At 67.8% G+C, this 19,875-nt stretch carries 21 protein-coding genes and 1 pseudogene; 10 read left to right on the top strand and 12 right to left on the bottom strand.

Annotated elements, in window-relative coordinates; genetic code table 11:
* Positions 1 to 12: 12 nt before the first annotated feature.
* The 3 genes from ACFCV3_RS18890 to ACFCV3_RS18880 are packed head-to-tail and all read right to left on the bottom strand — an operon-like array spanning position 13 to position 1,222.
* Positions 13 to 453 (bottom strand): SRPBCC domain-containing protein, encoded by a 441-nt coding sequence (locus ACFCV3_RS18890; protein ID WP_376031407.1) that lies wholly within the window; start codon positions 451 to 453, stop codon positions 13 to 15.
* Between the two features lie 5 nt (positions 454 to 458).
* Positions 459 to 791, bottom strand: coding sequence for an ArsR/SmtB family transcription factor (locus ACFCV3_RS18885; RefSeq protein ID WP_376031405.1), 333 nt, complete (start codon positions 789 to 791; stop codon positions 459 to 461).
* Positions 791 to 1,222: an SRPBCC domain-containing protein gene (locus ACFCV3_RS18880; RefSeq protein WP_376031403.1), complete on the bottom strand. Its 432-nt coding sequence runs from the start codon at positions 1,220 to 1,222 to the stop codon at positions 791 to 793. The genes ACFCV3_RS18885 and ACFCV3_RS18880 overlap by 1 nt, the downstream gene beginning before the upstream one ends.
* A 146-nt stretch (positions 1,223 to 1,368) precedes the next feature.
* Here ACFCV3_RS18880 and ACFCV3_RS18875 point away from each other — a divergent pair, with 146 nt between their 5' ends.
* Both ACFCV3_RS18875 and ACFCV3_RS18870 read left to right on the top strand, forming a co-directional pair.
* A complete protein-coding gene (locus ACFCV3_RS18875; protein ID WP_376032419.1) occupies positions 1,369 to 3,249 on the top strand; it encodes an ABC transporter ATP-binding protein in 1,881 nt (626 codons plus the stop codon).
* A 25-nt stretch (positions 3,250 to 3,274) separates the two neighbouring features.
* A complete protein-coding gene (locus ACFCV3_RS18870; protein ID WP_376031401.1) occupies positions 3,275 to 3,451 on the top strand; it encodes a hypothetical protein in 177 nt (58 codons plus the stop codon).
* Here the strand turns inward: ACFCV3_RS18870 and ACFCV3_RS18865 are convergent.
* Together ACFCV3_RS18865 and ACFCV3_RS18860 are read right to left on the bottom strand one after the other, a co-directional pair.
* On the bottom strand, positions 3,448 to 3,951 hold the full coding sequence (locus ACFCV3_RS18865) for a hypothetical protein (protein ID WP_376031399.1): 504 nt from the start codon (positions 3,949 to 3,951) through the stop codon (positions 3,448 to 3,450). The two genes, ACFCV3_RS18870 and ACFCV3_RS18865, sit on opposite strands and share 4 nt — an antisense overlap.
* Before the next feature lie 95 nt (positions 3,952 to 4,046).
* Positions 4,047 to 5,123 carry an ATP-dependent DNA ligase gene (locus tag ACFCV3_RS18860; RefSeq protein WP_376031397.1) on the bottom strand — a complete coding sequence of 359 codons (1,077 nt, stop codon included), beginning with the start codon at positions 5,121 to 5,123 and terminating at the stop codon, positions 4,047 to 4,049.
* A gap of 89 nt (positions 5,124 to 5,212) precedes the next feature.
* Between ACFCV3_RS18860 and ACFCV3_RS18855 the strand changes: the two genes are divergently transcribed.
* Genes ACFCV3_RS18855 through ACFCV3_RS18845 form a run of 3 tightly spaced genes read left to right on the top strand, consistent with a single transcriptional unit; the run spans position 5,213 to position 6,900 of the window.
* Positions 5,213 to 5,917 carry a hypothetical protein gene (locus ACFCV3_RS18855; protein WP_376031395.1) on the top strand — a complete coding sequence of 235 codons (705 nt, stop codon included), beginning with the start codon at positions 5,213 to 5,215 and terminating at the stop codon, positions 5,915 to 5,917.
* A 50-nt stretch (positions 5,918 to 5,967) separates the two neighbouring features.
* Positions 5,968 to 6,555, top strand: coding sequence for an FHA domain-containing protein (locus ACFCV3_RS18850; protein WP_376031393.1), 588 nt, complete (start codon positions 5,968 to 5,970; stop codon positions 6,553 to 6,555).
* A 9-nt stretch (positions 6,556 to 6,564) separates the two neighbouring features.
* Positions 6,565 to 6,900: a YnfA family protein gene (locus tag ACFCV3_RS18845; protein ID WP_376031391.1), complete on the top strand. Its 336-nt coding sequence runs from the start codon at positions 6,565 to 6,567 to the stop codon at positions 6,898 to 6,900.
* Positions 6,901 to 6,903: 3 nt separating this feature from the next.
* Here ACFCV3_RS18845 and ACFCV3_RS18840 read toward each other — a convergent pair whose 3' ends face one another.
* Complete coding sequence (locus tag ACFCV3_RS18840) at positions 6,904 to 7,881, bottom strand: LysR substrate-binding domain-containing protein (protein ID WP_376031390.1); 978 nt, start codon at positions 7,879 to 7,881, stop codon at positions 6,904 to 6,906.
* Positions 7,882 to 8,120: 239 nt separating this feature from the next.
* Between ACFCV3_RS18840 and ACFCV3_RS18835 the strand changes: the two genes are divergently transcribed.
* On the top strand, positions 8,121 to 11,414 hold the full coding sequence (locus ACFCV3_RS18835; protein WP_376031388.1) for a M20/M25/M40 family metallo-hydrolase: 3,294 nt from the start codon (positions 8,121 to 8,123) through the stop codon (positions 11,412 to 11,414).
* Positions 11,415 to 11,514: 100 nt separating this feature from the next.
* Here ACFCV3_RS18835 and ACFCV3_RS18830 read toward each other — a convergent pair whose 3' ends face one another.
* Together ACFCV3_RS18830 and ACFCV3_RS18825 are read right to left on the bottom strand one after the other, a co-directional pair.
* Positions 11,515 to 12,489: a zinc-binding dehydrogenase gene (locus ACFCV3_RS18830; protein WP_376031386.1), complete on the bottom strand. Its 975-nt coding sequence runs from the start codon at positions 12,487 to 12,489 to the stop codon at positions 11,515 to 11,517.
* Between the two features lie 24 nt (positions 12,490 to 12,513).
* Entirely contained in the window at positions 12,514 to 13,440 is a 927-nt protein-coding gene (locus tag ACFCV3_RS18825) for an aldo/keto reductase (protein WP_376031384.1), read from the bottom strand.
* A gap of 30 nt (positions 13,441 to 13,470) precedes the next feature.
* On the opposite strand from ACFCV3_RS18825, the gene zapE reads away from it, so the two are divergent.
* Genes zapE through ACFCV3_RS18810 form a run of 3 tightly spaced genes read left to right on the top strand, consistent with a single transcriptional unit; the run spans position 13,471 to position 16,023 of the window.
* Positions 13,471 to 14,481, top strand: a complete 1,011-nt coding sequence (gene zapE / locus ACFCV3_RS18820; protein WP_376031382.1) for a cell division protein ZapE — start codon at positions 13,471 to 13,473, stop codon at positions 14,479 to 14,481.
* Positions 14,482 to 14,515: 34 nt separating this feature from the next.
* Positions 14,516 to 15,139 (top strand): hypothetical protein, encoded by a 624-nt coding sequence (locus ACFCV3_RS18815; RefSeq protein WP_376031380.1) that lies wholly within the window; start codon positions 14,516 to 14,518, stop codon positions 15,137 to 15,139.
* A 14-nt stretch (positions 15,140 to 15,153) separates the two neighbouring features.
* Entirely contained in the window at positions 15,154 to 16,023 is an 870-nt protein-coding gene (locus ACFCV3_RS18810) for a PPK2 family polyphosphate kinase (protein ID WP_376031378.1), read from the top strand.
* On the opposite strand, the gene ACFCV3_RS18805 is transcribed toward ACFCV3_RS18810, so the two are convergent.
* Both ACFCV3_RS18805 and ACFCV3_RS18800 read right to left on the bottom strand, forming a co-directional pair.
* The gene (locus tag ACFCV3_RS18805) at positions 16,020 to 17,078 is read right to left on the bottom strand and encodes a Clp protease N-terminal domain-containing protein (protein WP_376031376.1); all 1,059 of its coding nucleotides are present in this window, start codon (positions 17,076 to 17,078) and stop codon (positions 16,020 to 16,022) included. The two genes, ACFCV3_RS18810 and ACFCV3_RS18805, sit on opposite strands and share 4 nt — an antisense overlap.
* A complete protein-coding gene (locus ACFCV3_RS18800) occupies positions 17,078 to 17,305 on the bottom strand; it encodes a ribbon-helix-helix protein, CopG family (protein ID WP_376031374.1) in 228 nt (75 codons plus the stop codon). The genes ACFCV3_RS18805 and ACFCV3_RS18800 overlap by 1 nt, the downstream gene beginning before the upstream one ends.
* Before the next feature lie 260 nt (positions 17,306 to 17,565).
* On the opposite strand from ACFCV3_RS18800, the gene ACFCV3_RS18795 reads away from it, so the two are divergent.
* Entirely contained in the window at positions 17,566 to 18,444 is an 879-nt protein-coding gene (locus tag ACFCV3_RS18795) for an MFS transporter (protein ID WP_376031372.1), read from the top strand.
* 90 nt (positions 18,445 to 18,534) lie between these two features.
* Here the strand turns inward: ACFCV3_RS18795 and ACFCV3_RS18790 are convergent, their stop codons facing one another.
* Both ACFCV3_RS18790 and ACFCV3_RS18785 read right to left on the bottom strand, forming a co-directional pair.
* A complete protein-coding gene (locus ACFCV3_RS18790) occupies positions 18,535 to 19,314 on the bottom strand; it encodes a sirohydrochlorin chelatase (protein ID WP_376031370.1) in 780 nt (259 codons plus the stop codon).
* A pseudogene (locus ACFCV3_RS18785) lies at positions 19,311 to 19,875 on the bottom strand (hypothetical protein); the annotation flags it as partial. The gene ACFCV3_RS18790 and the pseudogene ACFCV3_RS18785, both read right to left, overlap by 4 nt.

Genomic DNA, 19,875 nt, shown 5'->3' with positions numbered 1-19,875 from the left:
TAGCCAAAGCGTTCAGTGCCAGTTGCTGACCCGTACGTCGTTCGGTGCGGGTTCGCCGGTGCCGGTCTCGACGAGCCGCTTCAGGCTCATCAGGAACGTCGCCCACTTCGTGCTGCAGTGGTACATGAACGGCACCTGCTCCTTCCACCCCTCGTGCCGGAACAGGACGATCGCGAACTCGTCCTCCTGGCTGAGGTCGAACCGGACGTGCGTACCGATCCACTCCGAAGGTCCGTCGACGACCTCCCACACGACCCGTTGGCCGGGCTCACTCTCGAGCACCTTCATGTCGAATCCGCCTTCGGCGAAGCAGAACTGCAGGACGCCGTCGACCGCCGGGTCGCCCTGGGTTTCCTCGGTCCACCAGGCGGCCAGGCCGTCGACGGTCGCGAGGGTCTTGTAGACGTCGTCGACCGAAGCCTGGACGCCGATCCTGTGCAGAATGTCCACCATGTCGCTTACCTCTTCCGGGTCTTCTGGATGGTTTCCGCCATCCGCTTGATGCGTTGCAGGCGGCCGTCCCAGGCGTCGCGGACGGTCGAGAGTTGCGCTACCGCGCGGCCGAGCTGGTCTTCGTCGACCGTGTAGACGCGTTCGCGTCCGGAGGTCGTGGCGTGCACGAGCCCGATCCGTTCCAGTACGGCGAGATGTTTCGCGACTGCCTGCCGGGTGACCGGCAACCGGTCGCTGAGCGACGTCGCCGTACCGCCGCCGGAGGCCAGCAGGAGGTCGAGCATCTCCCGCCGGGTCGGGTCCCCGATGACGGACCAGAGCTCGTTGTCGACGGCCATTACGCGCCGGCAACCCGCGCGGCGTACGGCGTGAGCCGGGGCAGGAAGTAGTCCCAGCCGGTGGTGTGTTCGTTGAACTCGTCGTCCGAGCGGCCGGCCTCGTCGAACCCGGTCTCGGCGAACCGCAGCAGCGTGCCGTCGCCGTCCGGGATCAGGTCGAAGGTCGCGAGCAGCGAGTTGGCCGCACTGGCCGCCTCGTCCACCGGGTGCGCCCAGCGGAACGAGAACCGCCGCGGCGGGTCGGCCTCGACCACGGTCAGCGGTACGACGTTCTCCGTGCCGAACGAGATGGTGCCGACGGCTCCGGGGGAGGCCTTCACGTCCGCCTCGTCCGGCCACCACTCGCGCAGGTGCTCCGGCGTACTGATCACCTCGTAGACGACCTCCGGGGAGGCGTCGATCCGGAGTTCACGTGTAATGCTTCGCGTCATCGGTTCCACCGTTCCTTTCGCAACCTTTTGTTGCACATGACTCTAGGGGACGGGGGCTCGATGTGCAACCGTTGGTTGCGGATCGGAAGAACCGGGCGACCTGAAGTGTTGTCCAGGTTCAACAGGGAGGAGTCCGGATGTCGGGCATGGGCGGCGGGATGCCGATGGGTGGTGCCGCCAGCTGGCGGCGGATGGACTCGTCGGTCAAGGACCAGAAGCTGGCCAAGGGGACGCTGCGCCGGATCGCGTCGTTCGCGAAGCCGTACAAGGTGCAGATCACGCTGTTCCTGCTGCTGGTGATCGTGGCGGCGTTCCTGGTGATCGCCTCGCCACTGCTGTTCAAGAAGATCGTGGACGACGGCATCATCAAGGGGAACGGCGGTCTCGTCACCGCGCTCGCCCTGGTGGTCGCCGGGCTCGCAGTGGTCGAGGCGGCGCTCGGGCTGATGCAGCGCTGGTTCTCCGCGCGGATCGGTGAAGGGCTCATCTTCGACCTGCGCACCAAGGTGTTCGCGCACGTCCAGCAGATGCCGGTCGCCTTCTTCACCCGGACCCAGACCGGCGCGCTGGTCTCGCGACTGAACAACGACGTGATCGGTGCCCAGCAGGCCTTCACCTCAACGCTTTCCGGTGTGGTCTCGAACGTGATCAGCCTGATCCTCGTCGTCGGCGCGATGCTCTTGCTGAGCTGGCAGCTGACCCTGGTCGCGATCCTCATGCTCCCCGTGTTCCTGATCCCGGCGCGCATCCTCGGCCGGCGGCTGGCCGCGATGACCCGAGAGCAGATGAACCTGAACGCCGGTATGTCGACCTCGATGACCGAGCGCTTCAGCGTCGGCGGTGCCCTGCTCGTGACGCTCTTCGGACAGCCCGCGATCGAGAACCGCGAGTTCGGTGAGCGCGCTGGTCAGGTGCGCGACCTGGGCATCCGGATCGCGATGCTCGGCCGCGTGTTCTTCACCGCGCTGACCCTGGTCGCGGCGCTGGCGACAGCCCTCGTGTACGGCGTCGGTGGCAACCTGGCCGTCCGTCAGACCCTGACCGTCGGGACCCTGCTCGCCCTGGTCGCGCTGCTCGGCCGTTTGTACGGCCCGCTGACCGCGCTGTCCAACGTCCGCGTCGATGTGATGACGGCGCTGGTCTCCTTCGAGCGCGTCTTCGAGGTGCTGGATCTGGAGCCGATGATCAAGAACGCGCCGGACGCTCAAGACCTGCCGCGCGATGCGGCGAGTGTCGAGTTCGACCACGTCGCGTTCGCGTACCCGACCGCCGAGGAGGTTTCCCTCGCGAGCCTCGAGTCGGTCGCCGTCCTCGACAAGCGCGTGTCGGCCCAGGTGCTCGATGACGTCAGCTTCGTTGTGCGGCCCGGCCAGATGGTCGCGCTCGTCGGCCCGTCAGGTGCCGGCAAGACCACGATCACGAACCTGGTCGCCCGCCTGTACGACGTCACTGGGGGAGCCGTGCGGATCGGAGGAGCCGACGTACGGGATGTGACGCTGCAGTCCCTGCACGACCGGATCGGGTATGTCACGCAGGACGCGCACATGTTCCACGACACGATCCGCGCGAACCTGATCTATGCGAAGCCGGACGCGTCCGACGAGGAGATGATCGAGGCGCTGCGGTCGGCGCAGGTGTGGGATCTGGTGGACTCGTTGCCGGACGGCCTGGACACGGTCGTCGGGGATCGCGGCCACCGGTTGTCTGGTGGTGAGCGGCAGCGGCTGGCGATTGCCCGGTTGTTGCTGAAGGCACCGCAGATCGTCGTACTGGACGAAGCCACGGCACACCTGGATTCCGAGTCCGAGGTGCAGGTCCAGCGAGCGCTCGACACTGCGCTCGAGGGCCGGACGTCGTTGGTGATCGCGCACCGGTTGTCGACGGTCCGCAACGCGGACCTGATCCTGGTCGTTGACCACGGCAACATCGTCGAACGCGGAACGCACGAACAGCTGCTGGCACGCAACGGCGAGTACGCCGATCTGTATCACACCCAGTTCGCGGAGTCCGCGCTACCGTTGACCTGACACGTCAGGAACGGGAGGCAACTGCGTGATCAAGCTGGCGTTGGTCCTGGTTGCGGGGTACGCGGGCTACAAGGTCGCCTACCACTCCGAAGACGGCGAGTACTACGGCAAGGTCGGCGACCGCGTGCTACGCACATCGCTGTCCTTGCTGATCGGCGCACTGGCCGCGGGGATCACCTACGCGGCACTCCTGAGACACTAGGAGGCGTTCTCCTTCTGCGGGTCCTGCTCCAGCAGATGGAGGACCGGGACCTTGAGGTGCCGGCGGGCCGAGTTCGTCCAGTCGAGGTGGAAGAACTCCGCGACGACATGCTGCCGGGTCAGGATCACGACCTCCTGGCCGTGCGTCGCCTCCACGGTCGCGATCAGCGCATCGATCGGCCGCTCGTGCGAGATCCCGCCCTCAGCCGCCTTCCCGAGGTCACGCAGCCGCTGCACACTCCGCCCGCTGCACCCCTTGGCCTCACTGTCGATCGCCTTCTGCGCCTCAGCCAGATCCTGCCGCTGAGTGGCCAGCCCCGGCCCGTACAGATCCGCGGTCCCCAGTGCGCTGATCGAGGCCTCCACTCCGGCCTCCGCGTTGTGGCACGGCACGAGCACGTGATACTTCACCTGCTCCGGCATGTCCTCGTGCAACTCGACCACACGCTTCGCGTCCGGCTCCGAGAGTTCCTGTTCGACAAGCAGTACGACGTCGTACATCGCGCACCTCCGGGTCACTACCAGTCGGTATGCACCCATAGTGCCCCCACTCGGCCCCCAGATGCCCACCTGGATCGTTTCAGTCTCCGAGTTCGTTAGCTGGTCGCACTTGTGAGTACGTCGGCCAGGTCGAACTTGATGGGTTCTTCGAGTTGTTCGTAGGTGCAGGACTCGGGGGTGCGGTCGGGGCGCCAGCGGACGAACTGGGCGGTGTGGCGGAAGCGGACGCCTTCCATGTGGTCGTAGCGGACCTCGACGACGCGCTCGGGGCGTAGGGGAGTGAATGACAGGTCCTTGCCGGCTTGCCAGCGGCTGCCTTCGGCGTTGCGTGGGGTTCGGGTGCCTTCCTCCTGCTTGGCCCAGGCCCAGGGGTGGTCGTCGAAGGAGGTGACGAGCTCCTGCATCTCGACGAAGAGTTCCTTGCGGCGTTCGAGTGGGAAGGCGCCGATCACGCCGACGCTGGCGAGTGTCCCGTCGGGGTTGTAGAGACCGAGCAGCAGGGAGCCGATCCGGTCGGGACCGCTCTTGTGCAGGCGATACCCCGCGACCACGCAGTCCGCCGTACGCTCCGGCTTGATCTTGAACATGGTCCGCTTGTCCGGCAGGTAGAGCCCATCGAGCGGCTTCGCGATCAGCCCGTCGAGCCCCGCGCCCTCGAACTGCTCGAACCACTGGCCGGCCGTGTCGTGGTCGGTCGTGGCGGGCGTGATGTGGATCGGTGCCTTCGCGCCGGCGAGCGCCTCCAGCAGGGCGGTACGGCGTTCGCTGAACGGCCGCTCGGTGAAGTCGTCATCACCAAGCGCCAGCAGGTCGAAGGCGACGAACCGGGCCGGCGTCTTCTCCGACAGCATGTTCACCCGGCTCGCGGCGGGGTGGATCCGTTGCTGCAGCACCTCGAAGTCGAGCCGGTCGCCGGACTCGCCGATCACCACGATCTCGCCGTCGATCGCGCAGCGCTCCGGGAGGTTCGCCTTGATCGCCTCGACCAGCTCCGGGAAGTAGCGGGTCATCGGCTTCTCGTTGCGGCTGCCGATCTCCACCTCGTCACCGTCGCGGAAGATGATCGAGCGGAACCCGTCCCACTTGGGTTCGTAGCTCAGGTCCCCGCGCGGGATCCCCTTCACAGGCTTCGCGAGCATCGGCTTCACCGGCGGCATCACAGGCAGGTCCATGTGGTCATTCTCACCTATGCCAAACTCCATTGGCCTCCAATGCGTCTCACCGGGTGAAGGCACCAGTTGACCAACTCGGGAGGTTGATCATGCGCATCAAAGGTCAGAAGAAACTCCTCGGAACGGCTGCCGCACTCGCTGTGACCGTGCCCTTCATCCTCACCGGCGCCGCTCCGGCGACCGCTGCGACATCCTGCGGCAAGTCCGTGGCGAACGTCGACGCCGTCACGTACGCCGATCGTCTCGTCCGCGCGTGGGGTAGCGGAGAACAGGGCACCACGTCCTGCTACGCCAGTACGGCGGTCGCCCGGGCGCTGAACGCACAGGCGACTCCGGGCGGTGTCCACTGGCGCCGGGTCGGCACCGAAGGTGCTGCCGGGACGATCTACGTGACGTACCACGACGACGCCCGCGGCGGGAACCTGACCGTCGGTGTCCAGAACGTCGGCCTGCGGGGATCCGGCGGGTGGCACGCCGCGACGAGCGCGAAGTTCGTCGGCGAGCCGAAGGCGTGGGGTGCGGTGGCCTGGTCGGACAACCTGATCCGGGCCTGGGGTCGCGGTGACACGAAGTGGATGGCGTACTACGCCACGCCGAACGTCACCAAGGCATTGACGAAGATCTCGAAGACCGGCGGATCTTCGTGGCGCCGAGTCGCTGCCGATGCCGGCGCTGGTTCGACGTACGTCACCTACCGGAACGACACCACCGGGCACCGGCTGGTCGTCGGCGTGTCGAACATCGGTCTGAGCCAGGGTGACGCACACGCGGCGGATCGGGTGCAGTACCGGTAGACCCGCGGGGTCGGTGGACAGTGAGCCGATCGGCGTCGACAATTTCGTTCATGGGTCCGCTCCCGCTGGTGAACGCGCGTCCGTCCGACGCGGAGCGCGATCGCGCGCTCGCCCTCCTGCGGGAGGGCGCCGGCTCGGGCCGGTTGTCCCACGACACCTTCATCCGCCGGATGAACTTCGTCCTGGGCGCCCGGAGCCGCGGTGAGCTCGACTCGGTCCTGACCGATCTGCCCCGCCCCGAACCTCGCATCGCCGGCTGGGTGCGCACCACGCGCGCCCGGCTGGCGCGCGTCGACGTCTGGCGCCGCCTCGAGGGCTTCCTCGGAATCCCGCTGGCCAAACGCCAGGCACCCGCCGTACCGATCCAGAACCTCGCGCTGCCCGCGGCCGGCTCGCCGACCGTCCGGATCGGCCGCGGCGAAGGTGCCACGCTCCGCCTCGGTGACATCTCCGTCTCGCGCCACCACGCCGAGCTCCGGCACGTCGGCGACGGCTGGATGATCCGCGACCTCGGCTCCATGAACGGCACCGAACACAACGGCCGCCGCATCACCACCCCGGTCCGCGTCCGCCCCGGCGACCACCTGAGATTCGGCGCGGTCACCTTCACTCTCACCTGGACCGACGAGCCCGAATAGCGTGGGCGCATGAACGTGGCGCGCTCGATGGGATTGTTCGTGCTGGCGGCGCTGGCTGAGATCGGTGGGGCCTGGCTGATCTGGCAGGGGTGGCGCGAGCATCGCGGGTTGTGGTGGATCGCGGGGGGAGTCGTTGCCCTGGGCGCCTATGGGTTCGTGGCGACGTTCCAGCCCGATCCGAACTTCGGGCGCATCCTCGCGGCGTACGGCGGGGTGTTCGTGGCAGGGTCGTTGGCCTGGGCGATGGTGGTCGACAGGTTCCGGCCGGATCGGTGGGATCTGATCGGCGCGGCGATCTGTCTCGTGGGCGTGGTGGTGATCATGTACGCACCGCGCAACAGCTGAGCGTCAGACCGGGTCGATGACCGTCGGATGCGCCTCGGGATGGGCGTTCCACCAGGGACGGGCGGAGGCGTTCTCGGCGATGGTCTCGCGGTAGGTGTCGACGAAGGTCTGGTGAACCCGGTTGACGGTCACCTGACTCACCTGGTCGACGCGCCAGCGCAAGGTCCGGCGCCAGGAGAAGGGCTGGCCGGCCAGCGGCTTCACGACGGTCCGGGGGAGTTCGCGGACGGTCGGGGCGCACAGGCAGATCCCGCGCCCGGCCCCGATCAGCTGCTCGATCTCGGTGGTGTCGAGATTCCCGTACCGGAACTGTGGCGTGAACCCGGCGTCCTCGCAGACCTCACGGAGATAGGCGAGCTCACCGTCCTCCTTGCCGGCCGGCGGACAGATCCAGACATCGTCGGCCAGGTCGGCGAGCTTCACCTCGTCCACGCCGGCCAGGGGATGTGTAGCCGGCAGTGCGATCGCGAACGGCTCCGGGAAGACCATCGTCTGCTCGCGGATCCCGGGCGGGCACTGCGGCGCGTACGCGTCCTCGGCGCGTCCGATCATCGCGATGTCGAGAACGTCGGCGGCCAGCAGATCGGTGAGAACGGCGCTCGAGGAATCCACCTGAGTCGCGATCTCACGATCAGAGAGCGCTCTCTCCAGACGCGAGAGCCAGGCCCCGAACATGACCGTGCGCGATGATCCGAGCCGGAGTGTCCCCGATCCGGAGGTATAACGCCGGCTGGAGCCGATCAGTTCGTCCATGTCCGCGAGCATCGCCCGCGACCTGCTCAGCACGTGCTTCCCGAGCGGAGTCGGTACGACGCCGGTCGACGCGCGCTCGAACAGCGATCCACCGACCGCCTCCTCGATCCGGTGCAGCTGAGCGGTCAAGGACGGTTGCGAGACGCCCAGTGCCGCGGCCGCCTTGGAGACGCTGCCGGTGTCCGCAAGGCGGCAGACCACGCGGAGATGGCGAAGTTCGAGCTCCATAGCGGCGAGGTTATGCCCTGCTGGGATATCACAGCCATCACGTAGAGGTGTCAATGTCATCGGACAGAGGACATCGGACGTTCACCTGCCCGCCCTGCCCGGCGGCCGGCGTCTTCTTCATCCGCCACCGGCCGGCCCGGACTGCAGCCCCAGCGGCCGGTGGCGGGGTCCCCGCCCCCATCTAGTGAGGACGTGTCCCAGTGAAACGCACTGCCCTGCGTACAGCGACGGTCGGAGGCGTGCTCAGTCTCGCGCTTCTGACCACCGCTGTTGTCACCACCAAGCTCCCGGCGGCCGATGCCGACGCGAGCGCTGTGGCGAAGCCCCATCCTACTGATCAGCAACTGTCACGGGCTGCCGCGATCCGCACCGCTGACCGCCTGGTCGAAGGCCGGGCCGCTGAGCTCAAAGCCGGTTCTGGGGACCGGTTCATCCGCCAGCAGGACATCACCACCCCGTGGGGTCTGCAGTACGTCGCCTACCAGCGCACGTACCAGGACCTGGCCGTGATCGGCGGTGACTTCGTCGTCACCACCGACGCCGACGGGAACGCGAAGGGCATCACCGTTGCCCAGCAGCAGCCGATCGCCCTCGACCGCACACCCACGGTCACCAAGGCGGCCGCCCGGAAGACGGCGCTGAAGTCGATCGACAAGGCCGAGCCGGTTCCTGGCGAACCGACGTTGGTCGTGTACGCCGGTGGCGCCAAACCGGTGCTCGCCTGGGAAGCCCGCGTCCAGGGTCGCGACCACGGTGAAGCGACCCGCCAGAAGGTGTACGTCGACGCGCGCACCGGCAAGGTCGTGCACACGATCGAGGAGAGCGCGGCCGGGACCGGTACCGGGATCTGGAACGGCTCGAACCTGACCATCGGTACGACGCAGTCCGGTTCGACGTACACGATGGTCGACCCGGCCCGTCCGTCCCTGCGGTGTGGCAACCAGTCGACCGGTACGACGTTCTCCGGCCCGGACGACACCTGGGGCAGCACGTCGAAGACCGACCGCGAGGCCGGCTGTGTCGATGTCATGAACACCGCCGCCGGCGAGTGGGATCTGCTGAAGAACTGGTACGGGCGCAACGGCCTGGACAACCAGGGCAAGTGGGCCGACGCCCTGGTCGGGCTCGGCGACATCAACGCCTACTGGGGTTCGCAGTACAACCCCGACGGTGTCGTCTTCGGCTACAACAACGCGAACAACTGGATCACCGGTATCGACGTGGTCGCTCACGAGTACGGTCATGGGCTGGACGCGAACACCCCCGGCGGGATCTCCGGGCACCCGTCGCAGGAAGCGGTCGCGGACATCTGGGGAGCGCTCACCGAGGCGTATCTGAACAACCCGAACGACGCGCCCGACTACGAGGTCGGCGAGAAGATCAACCTGCAGGGCAACGGCCCGATCCGGTACATGTACCAGCCGTCGAAGGTCTCCGGGCACCCGGACTGCAACTCCAGCAGCCTGCCGAGCTCGGTGCACGCCGCGGCCGGACCGATGAACCACTGGTTCTACTTGCTTGCCGAGGGCACCAATCCCGGTAACGGCAAGCCCACCAGCCCGACGTGTAACAACACGACGCTGACCGGGATCGGCATCAAGGACGCCGGCAAGATCTTCTACAACGCGATGCTGTCGAAGACGTCCGGGATGTCGTACGGCAAGTGGCGCTCGGTCACGCTGAACGCCGCGAAGAACCTGGACAGCAGCTGCGCCTGGCACGGCAAGGTCAAGGCTGCCTGGGACGCCGTCTCGGTCCCGGCCCAGTCCGGCGAGGCCACGTGTGCCCCGACCGGTAACGACTTCACCATGTCCGTCTCGCCCGCGAGCGGCACCGTGAAGCCGGGCGAAAGCGCCTCCGCCACGGTGAACACCGTGATCGGCAGCGGGTCGGCACAGACGGTCCAGCTGACCGCGACCGGTCTTCCGTCCGGCGCGACCGCGTCGTTCGACCCGGCCTCGGTCCAGTCCGGCAACTCGTCGACGCTGAGGATCAGTACGACGTCGAGTACGCCGGAAGGTGCGTACGACGTCCGCATCACTGGTGATGGTGTGGACGTCGACCGGACCGCGACGTACCGGCTGACTGTCGGCGGATCCGCCCCGCCCGCCGGCGTACCGAATATCGACGTCGAGAAGGTGAAGGCACATCTGCAGGCGCTGCAGACGGCGGCGGTCAACAACGGTGGTCACCGGCGGGCCGGCAGCGCGGGTTACACCGCGTCGGTCAGCTACATCGAGGGCAAGCTGCGCGACGCCGGATTCAACGTGGTCAAGCAGCGGTGCACGAACTGCACGTACCCGTCGGACAACCTGATCGCCGACTACCCCGGTGGTGACGCGAACCAGGTGATCATGCTCGGTGCGCACCTGGACAGCGTGAGCGCCGGTCCGGGCAGCAACGACAACGCTTCGGGGTCGGCAGCGATCCTGGAGGTGGCGCTGGCGCTTGCACAGCAGCAGCCGACGCTGGTCAAGCACATCCGGTTCGCATGGTGGACCGACGAGGAGCAGGGCCTGAACGGCTCGGAGTTCTACGTCGCCCAGCTGCCGTCGGCCGACCGGTCGAAGATCAAGGCCTACCTGAACTTCGACATGGTCGCCTCGACGAACGCCGGATACTTCGTCAACAACATCACCTCGGACACCGGCAAGGTACTGAAGGCGTTCTACGACGGGCTGAACCTGGCTCCGGAGGAGAACACCGAAGGTGTCGGACGTTCGGACGACGCGTCCTTCAAGAATGCCGGGATCCCGACCAGCGGTGTCGCCGCCGGGGCCAGTGCCCGCAAGACAAGTGCGCAGGCACAGAAGTGGGGCGGCACCGCTGGCTCGGCGTACGACCCTTGCTACCACGCGGCCTGTGACAAGTACCCGACGAACATCTCGGCGACGGTGCTCGACCGCAGTGCCGACGCGGCGGCGTACGGGCTCTGGAAGCTGGCCGTCGGTGAGCCGCCGACGGGGAGCGACTTCAGCCTGAGCCTCGACCCGGCCAGCGGTTCGGTTGCCCCGGGCAACTCGGTGCAGACGACCGTGAAGACGGCCACCACGAGCGGTGACCCGCAGTCGGTGCAACTGGCCGCCAGTGGACTGCCGAGCGGGGTGACCGCGACGTTCTCGCCGACCAGCGTGACGTCGGGTTCGTCGTCGACGCTGACGATCGCCGCGTCGGCGTCGGCGGCGGCCGGTTCGTACGACGTCGTGGTCAAGGGGACCGGTGCGGTCAGCCACGAGTCGACGTACCGGCTGACGGTGACCGGATCGCAGTCCGGCACCGTGACGGTGCAGAACCCGGGCAGCCAGTACGGGTTCGTCGGTTGGTCGAGCTTCCCGCTCCAGATCCGCGCGACGTCGAGCGCCGGTCTGCCGATCACCTTCACCGCCACCGGTCTGCCGCCCGGCCTGACGATCAGCTCCTCGGGGTCGATCACCGGGATGCCGACCACGCGGGGTACCTACTCCGCGACGGTGACCGGTAAGGACTCCGGCGGCGCCACGGGCAAGGCGACCTTCAGCTACACCATCTATTAACAAGCTGGGCCGCGGCGGAACCCACCAGGTCTTCCGCGGCCCGTCCCCGCATCGTGGCCTTCTCCTGTTGAGGTGGGAGAAGGCCACGGTGTGGTGTGAATCAAGGCAGGAGAACGACCTTGCCCACGGTTCGCCGTTCTTCGAGCGCCCGGTGAGCGGCGGGTGCCTCGGAGAGCGGGAACGTGGTCGAGAGCGCTCTCCAGCGGCCCTCGACGGTCTCGTCGAGGGCCGCGCTCTCGAATTCCCGGAGCCGGCTGCGGATGTCGCCGAGCGCAGCGGTCACCGAGACGCCGCGGGTGGACAGATCAGGGGAGTCCACCGGTAGCGGTTCACCACCTGACCACCCGAACGTCAGCACCCGTCCGCCGTCCGCGACCAGGTCCAGCGCGAGCAGGCCACTCGGTCCGGCGACACCATCGAGCATCACGGTGACCGGGCGCTTGCTGCCGATCTCGTCCTGCAGAGCGGTTGCCCAGTTCGGATCGTTGTAGTCCACGGCGTACTGAGCTCCGAGGTCCCGCACCAACTGAACCTTGGCCGGCCCGCCCGCGAGCCCGATCACGGTGGCACCGACATTGCGCGCAGCCTGAATCAGGTAGGCGCCGATCCCGCCGGCAGCCGAAGTCACCAGTACGACGTCGTCGGCGGTGAGCGCTGCTTGCGCCAGGATCCCCGCGGTGGTCCGGCCGGTCCCGATCGCCGCGACTGCCTGTACGCCGTCCACGTGATCAGGCAGCTCGTACAGCGACTCCACCTTGGCGACCGCGAGTTCGGCGTACCCACCCGGCACCATCCCGAGATGAACGACGACCCGCTTCCCGACCCACGCGTCGTCGACCTCCGGGCCGACCTCCCGTACGACCCCCGCAACCTCGCGGCCCGGAATCGTCGGCAACTCAGGAGCTGTGAAGGGGCTGTCCTCGAAGTCGCCGGCCCGCAGGAACGTGTCGAGCAGGTGCACCCCGGCCGCCTCGACCTGAATCAACACCATCCCGGGGCCCGGCACCGGGTCCGGTGCGTCCTCGTAGCGCAGGTTCTCCGCCGGACCGAACTCATGCAGCTGAATCGTCTTCATGACGAGGAAGCTATGACCTCAACTTCACTTGAGGTCAAGCCAGTACTGCGGATCCGGCAGCAGCGCGTCCAGCCGATCGACGAGTTCCTGCGGGAGGTCGGCGTCCAGTGCGGTCAGAAGAGCGTCGATGCGGGCGGGTTTGGTGATGCCGACGACGGTGCCGGTGATGTTGGGGTTGTCCACCGAGTGGCGGAGGGCTGCGGTGGCCAGGTCGAGGCCGTGCTCGCGGCAGGCGGCGTCCATCTTCGCGACGGCTTCGAGTACGGCCGGTGGCGCGTCACGGTAGCCGTACTTGGTGGTGCTGTGCGGGTTCGCGAGAATGCCGCCGCCGTAGATCGCCGCGTTCACGAGAGCGGTTTCCTCAGAGAGCGCTCTCTGGCGAAGCGTTTCTGCTGAGTGATCGACCAGGCTCCAGCGGTTGTGGACCAGGACGACCTCGAAGCCGCCGAGGTCCAGGTAGCGGGCGAGCTCGGTGGTGTTGCCGCCGGCCAGGCCGACGTGCCCGATCTCGCCGTCGGCGCGGAGCTGCATCAACGTGTCGACGGCATCGCGCATCGAGTCGAAGTCGTGGAACTCGGGATCGTGCAGGTACACCAGCGGCAGATCGTCGAGGCCGAGGCGTTCCTTGCTCTCCGCAACGCTGGCGCGGACCCGGGCGCCGGAGTAGTCGGAACCACGTGCGTCGACCTTGGTGGCGACCAGGAACCCTTCCGGCAGACCGCCGTACTGGCGGATGGCCTGGCCGATGCGGCGTTCGCTCTCGCCGTCGCTGTAGCCGTTCGAGGTGTCGATCCAGGTGATCGGGCTGTCGAAGATGCGCAGGATGACTTCGATCGCCTGCTCCGCCGAGACGTCGTACCCGAAGACGGCGGGCATGCTGCCCAGCCCACTGCCCCCGGCGCAGACGGAGGAGACGGTCAGGCCGGTCTTGCCGAGTGGTCGTAGGTCCATGCCAACGACCCTACGACTAGGGTTGGCGCCATGGTGATTCGGCTGAGCGAGCGGTGGCCGGAGGTCAGCTCGGATCGGCTGCTCTCCGAGTGCGTGCCGCCCCCGCGCTTCGCCGATGCCAGGTTCGCGACGTACCGGCCGAATCCGGAGGAGCCGTCCCAGGCCGAAGCCCTCGCCGTACTGATCGAGCGTGCCAAGCACCTGGCCCAGCCGCGGCAGACGCCGTCCCTCTGGTCGCGGCTGCGCGGTCGTACGCCGGAGGCCGGCAAGCCCGGTGTCTATCTCGACGGTGGATTCGGGGTCGGCAAGACGCACCTGCTCGCGTCGCTGTGGCACGAGGCGGCCGGTCCGAAGATGTATTGCACGTTCGTCGAGCTCACCAACCTCGTCGGCGCGCTCGGGCTGCGCGCGGCGGTCGAGGCGCTCTCGTCGTACCGGCTGATCTGCATCGACGAGTTCGAGCTCGACGATCCCGGTGACACGATGCTGATCACCCGGTTGCTCGGGCAGCTCGTCGCCGCCGGTGTCCAGCTCGCCGCGACGTCGAACACGCTGCCCGACAAGCTGGGGGAGGGCCGGTTCCAGGCGATCGACTTCCTCCGCGAGATCCAGGCGCTGGCCGCGAATTTCGACGTACGGCGGATCGACGGCCCCGACTACCGTCACCGCGGTCTCCCGGAAGCACCCGAGCCGTGGACCGACGAGCGCGTTGAGCGGACCGCGGCCGAGCGACCGGCGACCTCCTGCGATCACTTCGTCGATCTGCATCACCACCTGGCCCAGCTGCATCCGAGCAAGTACGGCGCTCTGCTCGACGGCGTGCAGGCGGTCGCGATCTCCGACATCCGGCCCCTCGACGACGAGAACGTCGCGCTGCGGATGGTGGTGCTGGCCGACCGCATGTACGACCGGGACCTGCCCTTGCTGGCGAGCGGCGTACCGCTGGATCAGTTGTTCTCCGCGGCGATGCTCAAGGGCGGCTACCGGAAGAAGTACTTAAGGGCTTTGTCTCGATTGATCGCGTTGTCGCGCACGTCCTGAGCTGTTGAACCTCCGGACGTGCTTCGCTGAGGGTATGCTCAAGGACCGCGGAATCATCGCATCCGCCCTTCTCGTGGTCGGCCTTGTGCTGCTGGCTGCCGGCGGCTTCATCCGTTTCGACGACTTCAGCGGTCACGGCTTCCTCGAGTGGAACCTGCCGCTGGGATTCGTCGCGGCCGTGGTCGCGATCGCCGCTGTGATCGCGGCCTGGCCGTTGCCGAAGGCCCGCACCTTGCTCGGGATCGAGCTGGCTGTGCTGAGCGTGCTGCTGATCGTGCTCGGGGCCGTGAACACCGGGTTCCGGTTCGTCTGGATGCCCGACGAGTTCGAGCTGGGCGCCTTGGTGTTCATCCTCATCCTGCTCGCGATCGTCCTGGTCGCCACCGCGCAGGCGGCACGGACCGGAGCGGGTGGGTGGCTGCGGTTCGTCGCCCACCTCCTCGGTACGACGGTGGTGGTGTACGGCACTTTCCGCGTCGGGGTCGAGTACTACGACCGGACCATGTGTGGCAGCGGTGAATCCAACGACTGTCTGGCCGTGCTGGGCGGGCTGTTCTGGGCGGCCGGTGCGGTCGTGGTCTGTGCGATCGCCATCGCCGTGATCGAAGGAGTGTTGTGGCGTCGCCGTCGTCCCTACCAGGGACCGCGCCACCGATAAGGCAGGATGGGTAGATGGCGAAGCAGAAGAAGGCTAAGGCGGAGGAGGCCGGGGGGCTGCTCGAGCAGTTGCGAGTCCCCGCCGGCCCGGTGGATCTGACGACGTACGATCCGCGGGCGACGACGGGATTCGTCGGTGTGAAGGACGACGGCAAGGCGGCACTGGAGGCGCTCGGCGCCGAGGTGTCGGACTGGCAGGAGCGCCTGTTCGCCGAGGGCCGCAAGGGCGCTGAGCGCAGCGTGCTGGTGGTGCTGCAGGGGATGGACACGTCCGGTAAGGGTGGTGTGATCCGCCACGGTGCCGGGCTGATGGACCCGCAGGGCCTGAAGATCACCTCGTTCAAGGCACCGACGCCGGCCGAGAAACGCCGCGGGTTCCTCTGGCGGATCCGGCAGGCCGTCCCGGGCCACGGGATGATCGGGATCTTCGACCGCTCGCACTACGAGGACGTGCTGATCGCGCGCGTCCGCAACCTGGTCGCGCCGAATGTGTGGGACAAGCGGTACGACCAGATCAACGACTTCGAGGCCGAGCTCGCCGAGAGCGGTGTCACGCTGCTGAAGTGCTACCTGCACATCTCGCCGGAGGAGCAGAAGGTCCGGCTCGAGGAGCGCCTCGACAACCCGACCAAGCACTGGAAGTACAACCCGGGCGACGTCGACGAGCGGCAGCTCTGGCCGGACTACATGGACGCCTACCACGCGGCGATCGAGCGCTGTAACACCGAGCAGTCGCCGTGGTTCGTGATCCCCAGCGACCGCAAGTGGTACCGCAACTGGGCCGTCACCACCCTGCTCCTGGAGACCCTGAAGGGCCTCGACCCGCAGTGGCCGGCCGCCGACTTCGACGTCGCCAAGGAAAAGCAGCGCCTCGCCGCGACCTAACCCTCCGGATCGATGTCGTTCTTTCGGAGCAGGTCGCGCAGCTTGGCGACCTGCTCGTGCAGCCGCTCGTTCTCGTCCAGGACCGCGTGCAGCTCGGCGACCAGGTGATGCCTGCGCCCGTACGCCGTCCAGTCCGGATCGCCGGCGACCATTGCCTCGACCGCCGTCCGTGACCGCTGGCGCCGATCGATCCGTTGCTCGGTGAGGCTGCGGACCGTGTCGATCTCGATGCCCAGCCGGGACAGCACCTGGGCGGCCACACCGTCGGTGTCCTTGAGTAGCCCGAGCAGGAGATGCTCGGTGTCGATGTTCTCCGAACCGAGGCGGCGTGCTTCGAGGTAGGACTCCTCGAGCGTCGCCTTGGCGCGCGGCGTGAACGGGATGCCTCCGTCAGGCGCGCGCTGACCGCGGCCGACGATCTCGACCACGAGCTCCCGCACCGCCGTCGTACTGGCCCCGGCCAGCAGCTTCGAGGCCCCGCCCTCAGCTGTGCCGATCAGGCCGAGCAGCACGTGCTCGGTGCCGATGTAGCTGTGGTCGAGTTGCCGGGCCTCTTCCTGCGCGAGTGTGACCACCTTGCGTGCCAACTCCGTGAACCGTTCGTACATACCGACCCGCCTCCACATCCATTCGTCGATCGCTTCTTCGAGCCCTAGGTCGAGCCGCAGATGCTCCTCGAGTGACGCGGTCACGTCGGGCAGCACCAGCCGCTCGCGAACGAAATCCGCCACCCCACTGCTGTCACCGGCGGCGATCCGGTCCAGCACCTCATCGACCTCTGCCACCGGTTCGAGCCGGAGATCTGCGTGATTCAGCGCGGTGAACTGCAGCACGACCGCCACCGCCACCACCCGGTTCGCGCCGCTGAACGGCCGACCGCGGACCAACCCGGCCAGCAGTACTGCGGACGCCTCAGCCAGCCCGGCAGTACGGCGTACGTCGGTCAACACGCGCTGGACCGCGTCGAGGTCGGTTCGCCGGACGGCCTCCTCGGACTCGCAGCGCAGAATGCGCGCCGCGATCGCGAGGACGTCGTACAGGTCGAGGTACCGCATCAGTCGTCCCCGCGCAGGCGGCGCAGGGACTCCTCGTGCCGGGACAGGTTCTCCTCGAGCAGCCGGCTGAAGGCACTATCGGCCCGGCGCCGATCGACGAGCTCAGCGATCGCCTCACGCGCCACGTCCGACACCGACCGTCCCTCGACCGCCGCCACTGTCTGTAGATGCTCAGCCAGCTCCGGGTCGAGCCGGAGCAGGATGTTCTTGGTCGCCTCTTTCGCCATGGCTACCACGATAGCGTGATATCACGCTATCGCAAGAGCTCAGATCTCCCGATCCTGCGACCACCGGAATCGTGCGCTATCTTGCCGGAAAGCTGCTGATGGAGGTGCTGCTCACGTGAGCCAGCCCGCAGCGCGGGGCCGGGGACAGCTGCTCCGGAACCGGCCGTTCGTCCGGTTCCTGGCAGCGCGTGGGCAGTCGCAGGTCGGGTCGACGATCACCGAAGTGACGGAGCCCGGATCGCGGGTCAGCACTCCGCAAGGTGGACTTCGCCCGATTCGCGGTCGGTCTCCTGATTCCAGGTCTCTGGTTCGCCGATCTCCTGTCGATGGGAGTTCTGTACGGCGTCGCGGTGGTGTCGGCGTTCCTTGGCGCGTTCTTCGGTGCTTACAGCGCGCCGTACTTCACGGAGCTCGTCGACGAGGAGGAGTTCGAGAGCGCCGGGGCGATGCTGAGCACGGTCACCAGTGTCTCCGACGTGGTCGGCCCTGGACTGGCTGCGACCCTGATCAAGTTCCTCCCGATGCCTGTTGTCTTGTTGATCGACGCGCTCTCCTATCTCGTCGGTGGCGCCCTGATCGTCGCCCGCAAGGCGACCCACGGGACCAAGAGCGACGAGCCCGCGGGGACGTTGTCCTACGCGCTGCAGGGTTTCCGCCATCTCGCGGCCAGCCGACTCGTCGGTGTGGGCGGCGGAATCGCCGTACTGGCGCTGCTCAATGCAGCGATCAGCGCCAACATCCCGACGTACGGGACCAGGTCGTTGGGCTTGTCTCCGAGCATCATCGCTGCCGCGCAAGCCGCCGGGGCAGTCGGCGCCGTGGGTGCTTCGGCCCTGATGGTCGTGGCCGGTGGCCGATGGGGCTTCCGGGTCAGAGCAAGCGCCGGTCTCGTCTGCTTGGCCGCGTCACTGCTCGCATTGAACGGGCTCGCTGCGGGGCACACCGCCGCAGTGATCTCGCTTTTCACCTACGACCTGCTCGGTGTCGGTGGGCCGATCGGTGGGTGGCTCGGCGATCGCGTCGGTGTCCCGTGGCTGATCGGTGCGGGCAGCGTGCTGACAGCCCTGGTGACCGTTGTGGCGGTAGGACACACGATCCGGTGCAACGCCCCAACGAAACAGAGCGATCCAGCCGTGTGAGGCGTACCCGAACACGACCGGCGACGGGTGTGCCTCCGGAAGCTACGGCTCGGTTGTGGCGCGAGACCGTAGCTCCCGGAAGGGGTAGTACTAGGCGGACTGCACGAGCACCGGGCGGGGGGCCGGGGCCAGGGTGAGGAGGTCGAGGCCGGCGACGCCGTACCGGAGGAGGACCAGGCGTGCGACCTCGGCGCTGACGCCGAGCGGCCGGGAGACGGCGACCGCGCCGGCCTTGCGGGCCATGGACTCCGCGCGGTCCGGCAGGACGCCGGGGGCGAGGAACAGCGAACCGACGGCTACGTGCCGACGGCCCTCGAGCCGCCACTGCAGGACGGCCTCAGCCGGCGACGGGGTCGCGGCGCAGACGAACGCGGCGGTGACCGGCAGCTTGTGCCGCTGGCCCCACAACCGTGCCAGGCGGGTCACGCTGGCGTTGGCCTGGGGGTCGCTGGATCCGGCTGCGGCCAGCACGAGCGCGTCGAGTTCGCGCACCCGGCCGTCCTTGAGCTCGGCGCGCATCCGGCGGTCGAGGACGTCGAGCAGCGAGTCGTCGTACCCGAGCACGTCGGAGGCGATGATCCGCAGGTTCGGGAACCGGTTGCGGGACTCGTCGATCACGGCCGGTACGTCGATCCGGGCGTGGAAGGCGGACGACAGCAGCAGCGGCAGGACGACGACCTCTTCGACGCCCTCGGCGGCGAGCTTGCCGAGCACCTGGTACGGCGTGGGCGGGCAGTGGTCGAGGAAGGAGGCTTCGATCCGCAGGTCGTCACGCATCTCGCGCAGGCACTTCACGAGGGAGTGGACGGTGGCGGCCGAGCGCGGGTCGCGGCTGCCGTGGGCGAGGATCACGAGAGCTGGAGCAGTCACAGCAGTTCCCCTTCTTCGTCGTCGATCATGCCTGCGGCCAGCGTCCATCCGTCGTGGGCGTCGATCAGCAGGAAGGATCCAGTGATGGTGTTACTGGAGTACGGGTCGGCGGCGAGTGGTGCGGCGATTTTGAGCTGCACCTTGCCGATGTCGTTCAGGTCGAGCCCGGCGGCATCGATGACGCCGAGTGTGTCCAGATCGAGCACGCCGGCGATCTTGGTGACGATCGCTTGGGCCGTGGTGGTGGTGTGTTTGATGAGCAGCCGGGCGCCCACGGTCAGTGGGCGTTCGGACAGCCAGGCCACGGTCGCGCTGAGTTCGCGGCGGGTGCCGGGGGAGGAGTCGGCCGCGACGATGACCGAGCCGCGGGCGACGTCGAGGTTGTCGGCGAGCCGGACCGTGACCGCTTCACCAGCGACGGCACTCGGTCGTTCCGCAACGGAGGTCCCGGTCGCGGTGACGAGGGCACGGTCGATGCCGGCGACCGTCGTACGACGTCCGGCGGGGAGCACGATGACCTGGTCGCCGACCGTGACGGTGCCGGAGGCAACGGTTCCGGAG

The organism is Kribbella sp. NPDC056345 (genome assembly GCF_042262745.1).
Classification (GTDB): Bacteria; Actinomycetota; Actinomycetes; order Propionibacteriales; family Kribbellaceae; genus Kribbella.
The sequence above is the reverse complement of the archived record's forward strand: the minus strand, read 5'-3'. Positions and strand labels throughout refer to the sequence as shown.

What these genes read in the sequence shown, in the direction of transcription:
- ACFCV3_RS18890 (WP_376031407.1), bottom strand. Translation starts at nt 453, where the DNA reads ATGGTGGACATTCTGCACAGGATCGGCGTCCAGGCTTCGGTCGACGAC.
- ACFCV3_RS18885 (WP_376031405.1), bottom strand. Translation starts at nt 791, where the DNA reads ATGGCCGTCGACAACGAGCTCTGGTCCGTCATCGGGGACCCGACCCGG.
- ACFCV3_RS18880 (WP_376031403.1), bottom strand. Translation starts at nt 1,222, where the DNA reads ATGACGCGAAGCATTACACGTGAACTCCGGATCGACGCCTCCCCGGAG.
- ACFCV3_RS18875 (WP_376032419.1), top strand. Translation starts at nt 1,369, where the DNA reads ATGGGCGGCGGGATGCCGATGGGTGGTGCCGCCAGCTGGCGGCGGATG.
- ACFCV3_RS18865 (WP_376031399.1), bottom strand. Translation starts at nt 3,951, where the DNA reads ATGTACGACGTCGTACTGCTTGTCGAACAGGAACTCTCGGAGCCGGAC.
- ACFCV3_RS18860 (WP_376031397.1), bottom strand. Translation starts at nt 5,123, where the DNA reads ATGGACCTGCCTGTGATGCCGCCGGTGAAGCCGATGCTCGCGAAGCCT.
- ACFCV3_RS18855 (WP_376031395.1), top strand. Translation starts at nt 5,213, where the DNA reads ATGCGCATCAAAGGTCAGAAGAAACTCCTCGGAACGGCTGCCGCACTC.
- ACFCV3_RS18850 (WP_376031393.1), top strand. Translation starts at nt 5,968, where the DNA reads ATGGGTCCGCTCCCGCTGGTGAACGCGCGTCCGTCCGACGCGGAGCGC.
- ACFCV3_RS18845 (WP_376031391.1), top strand. Translation starts at nt 6,565, where the DNA reads ATGAACGTGGCGCGCTCGATGGGATTGTTCGTGCTGGCGGCGCTGGCT.
- ACFCV3_RS18840 (WP_376031390.1), bottom strand. Translation starts at nt 7,881, where the DNA reads ATGGAGCTCGAACTTCGCCATCTCCGCGTGGTCTGCCGCCTTGCGGAC.
- ACFCV3_RS18830 (WP_376031386.1), bottom strand. Translation starts at nt 12,489, where the DNA reads ATGAAGACGATTCAGCTGCATGAGTTCGGTCCGGCGGAGAACCTGCGC.
- ACFCV3_RS18825 (WP_376031384.1), bottom strand. Translation starts at nt 13,440, where the DNA reads ATGGACCTACGACCACTCGGCAAGACCGGCCTGACCGTCTCCTCCGTC.
- zapE (WP_376031382.1), top strand. Translation starts at nt 13,471, where the DNA reads ATGGTGATTCGGCTGAGCGAGCGGTGGCCGGAGGTCAGCTCGGATCGG.
- ACFCV3_RS18815 (WP_376031380.1), top strand. Translation starts at nt 14,516, where the DNA reads ATGCTCAAGGACCGCGGAATCATCGCATCCGCCCTTCTCGTGGTCGGC.
- ACFCV3_RS18810 (WP_376031378.1), top strand. Translation starts at nt 15,154, where the DNA reads ATGGCGAAGCAGAAGAAGGCTAAGGCGGAGGAGGCCGGGGGGCTGCTC.
- ACFCV3_RS18805 (WP_376031376.1), bottom strand. Translation starts at nt 17,078, where the DNA reads ATGCGGTACCTCGACCTGTACGACGTCCTCGCGATCGCGGCGCGCATT.
- ACFCV3_RS18800 (WP_376031374.1), bottom strand. Translation starts at nt 17,305, where the DNA reads ATGGCGAAAGAGGCGACCAAGAACATCCTGCTCCGGCTCGACCCGGAG.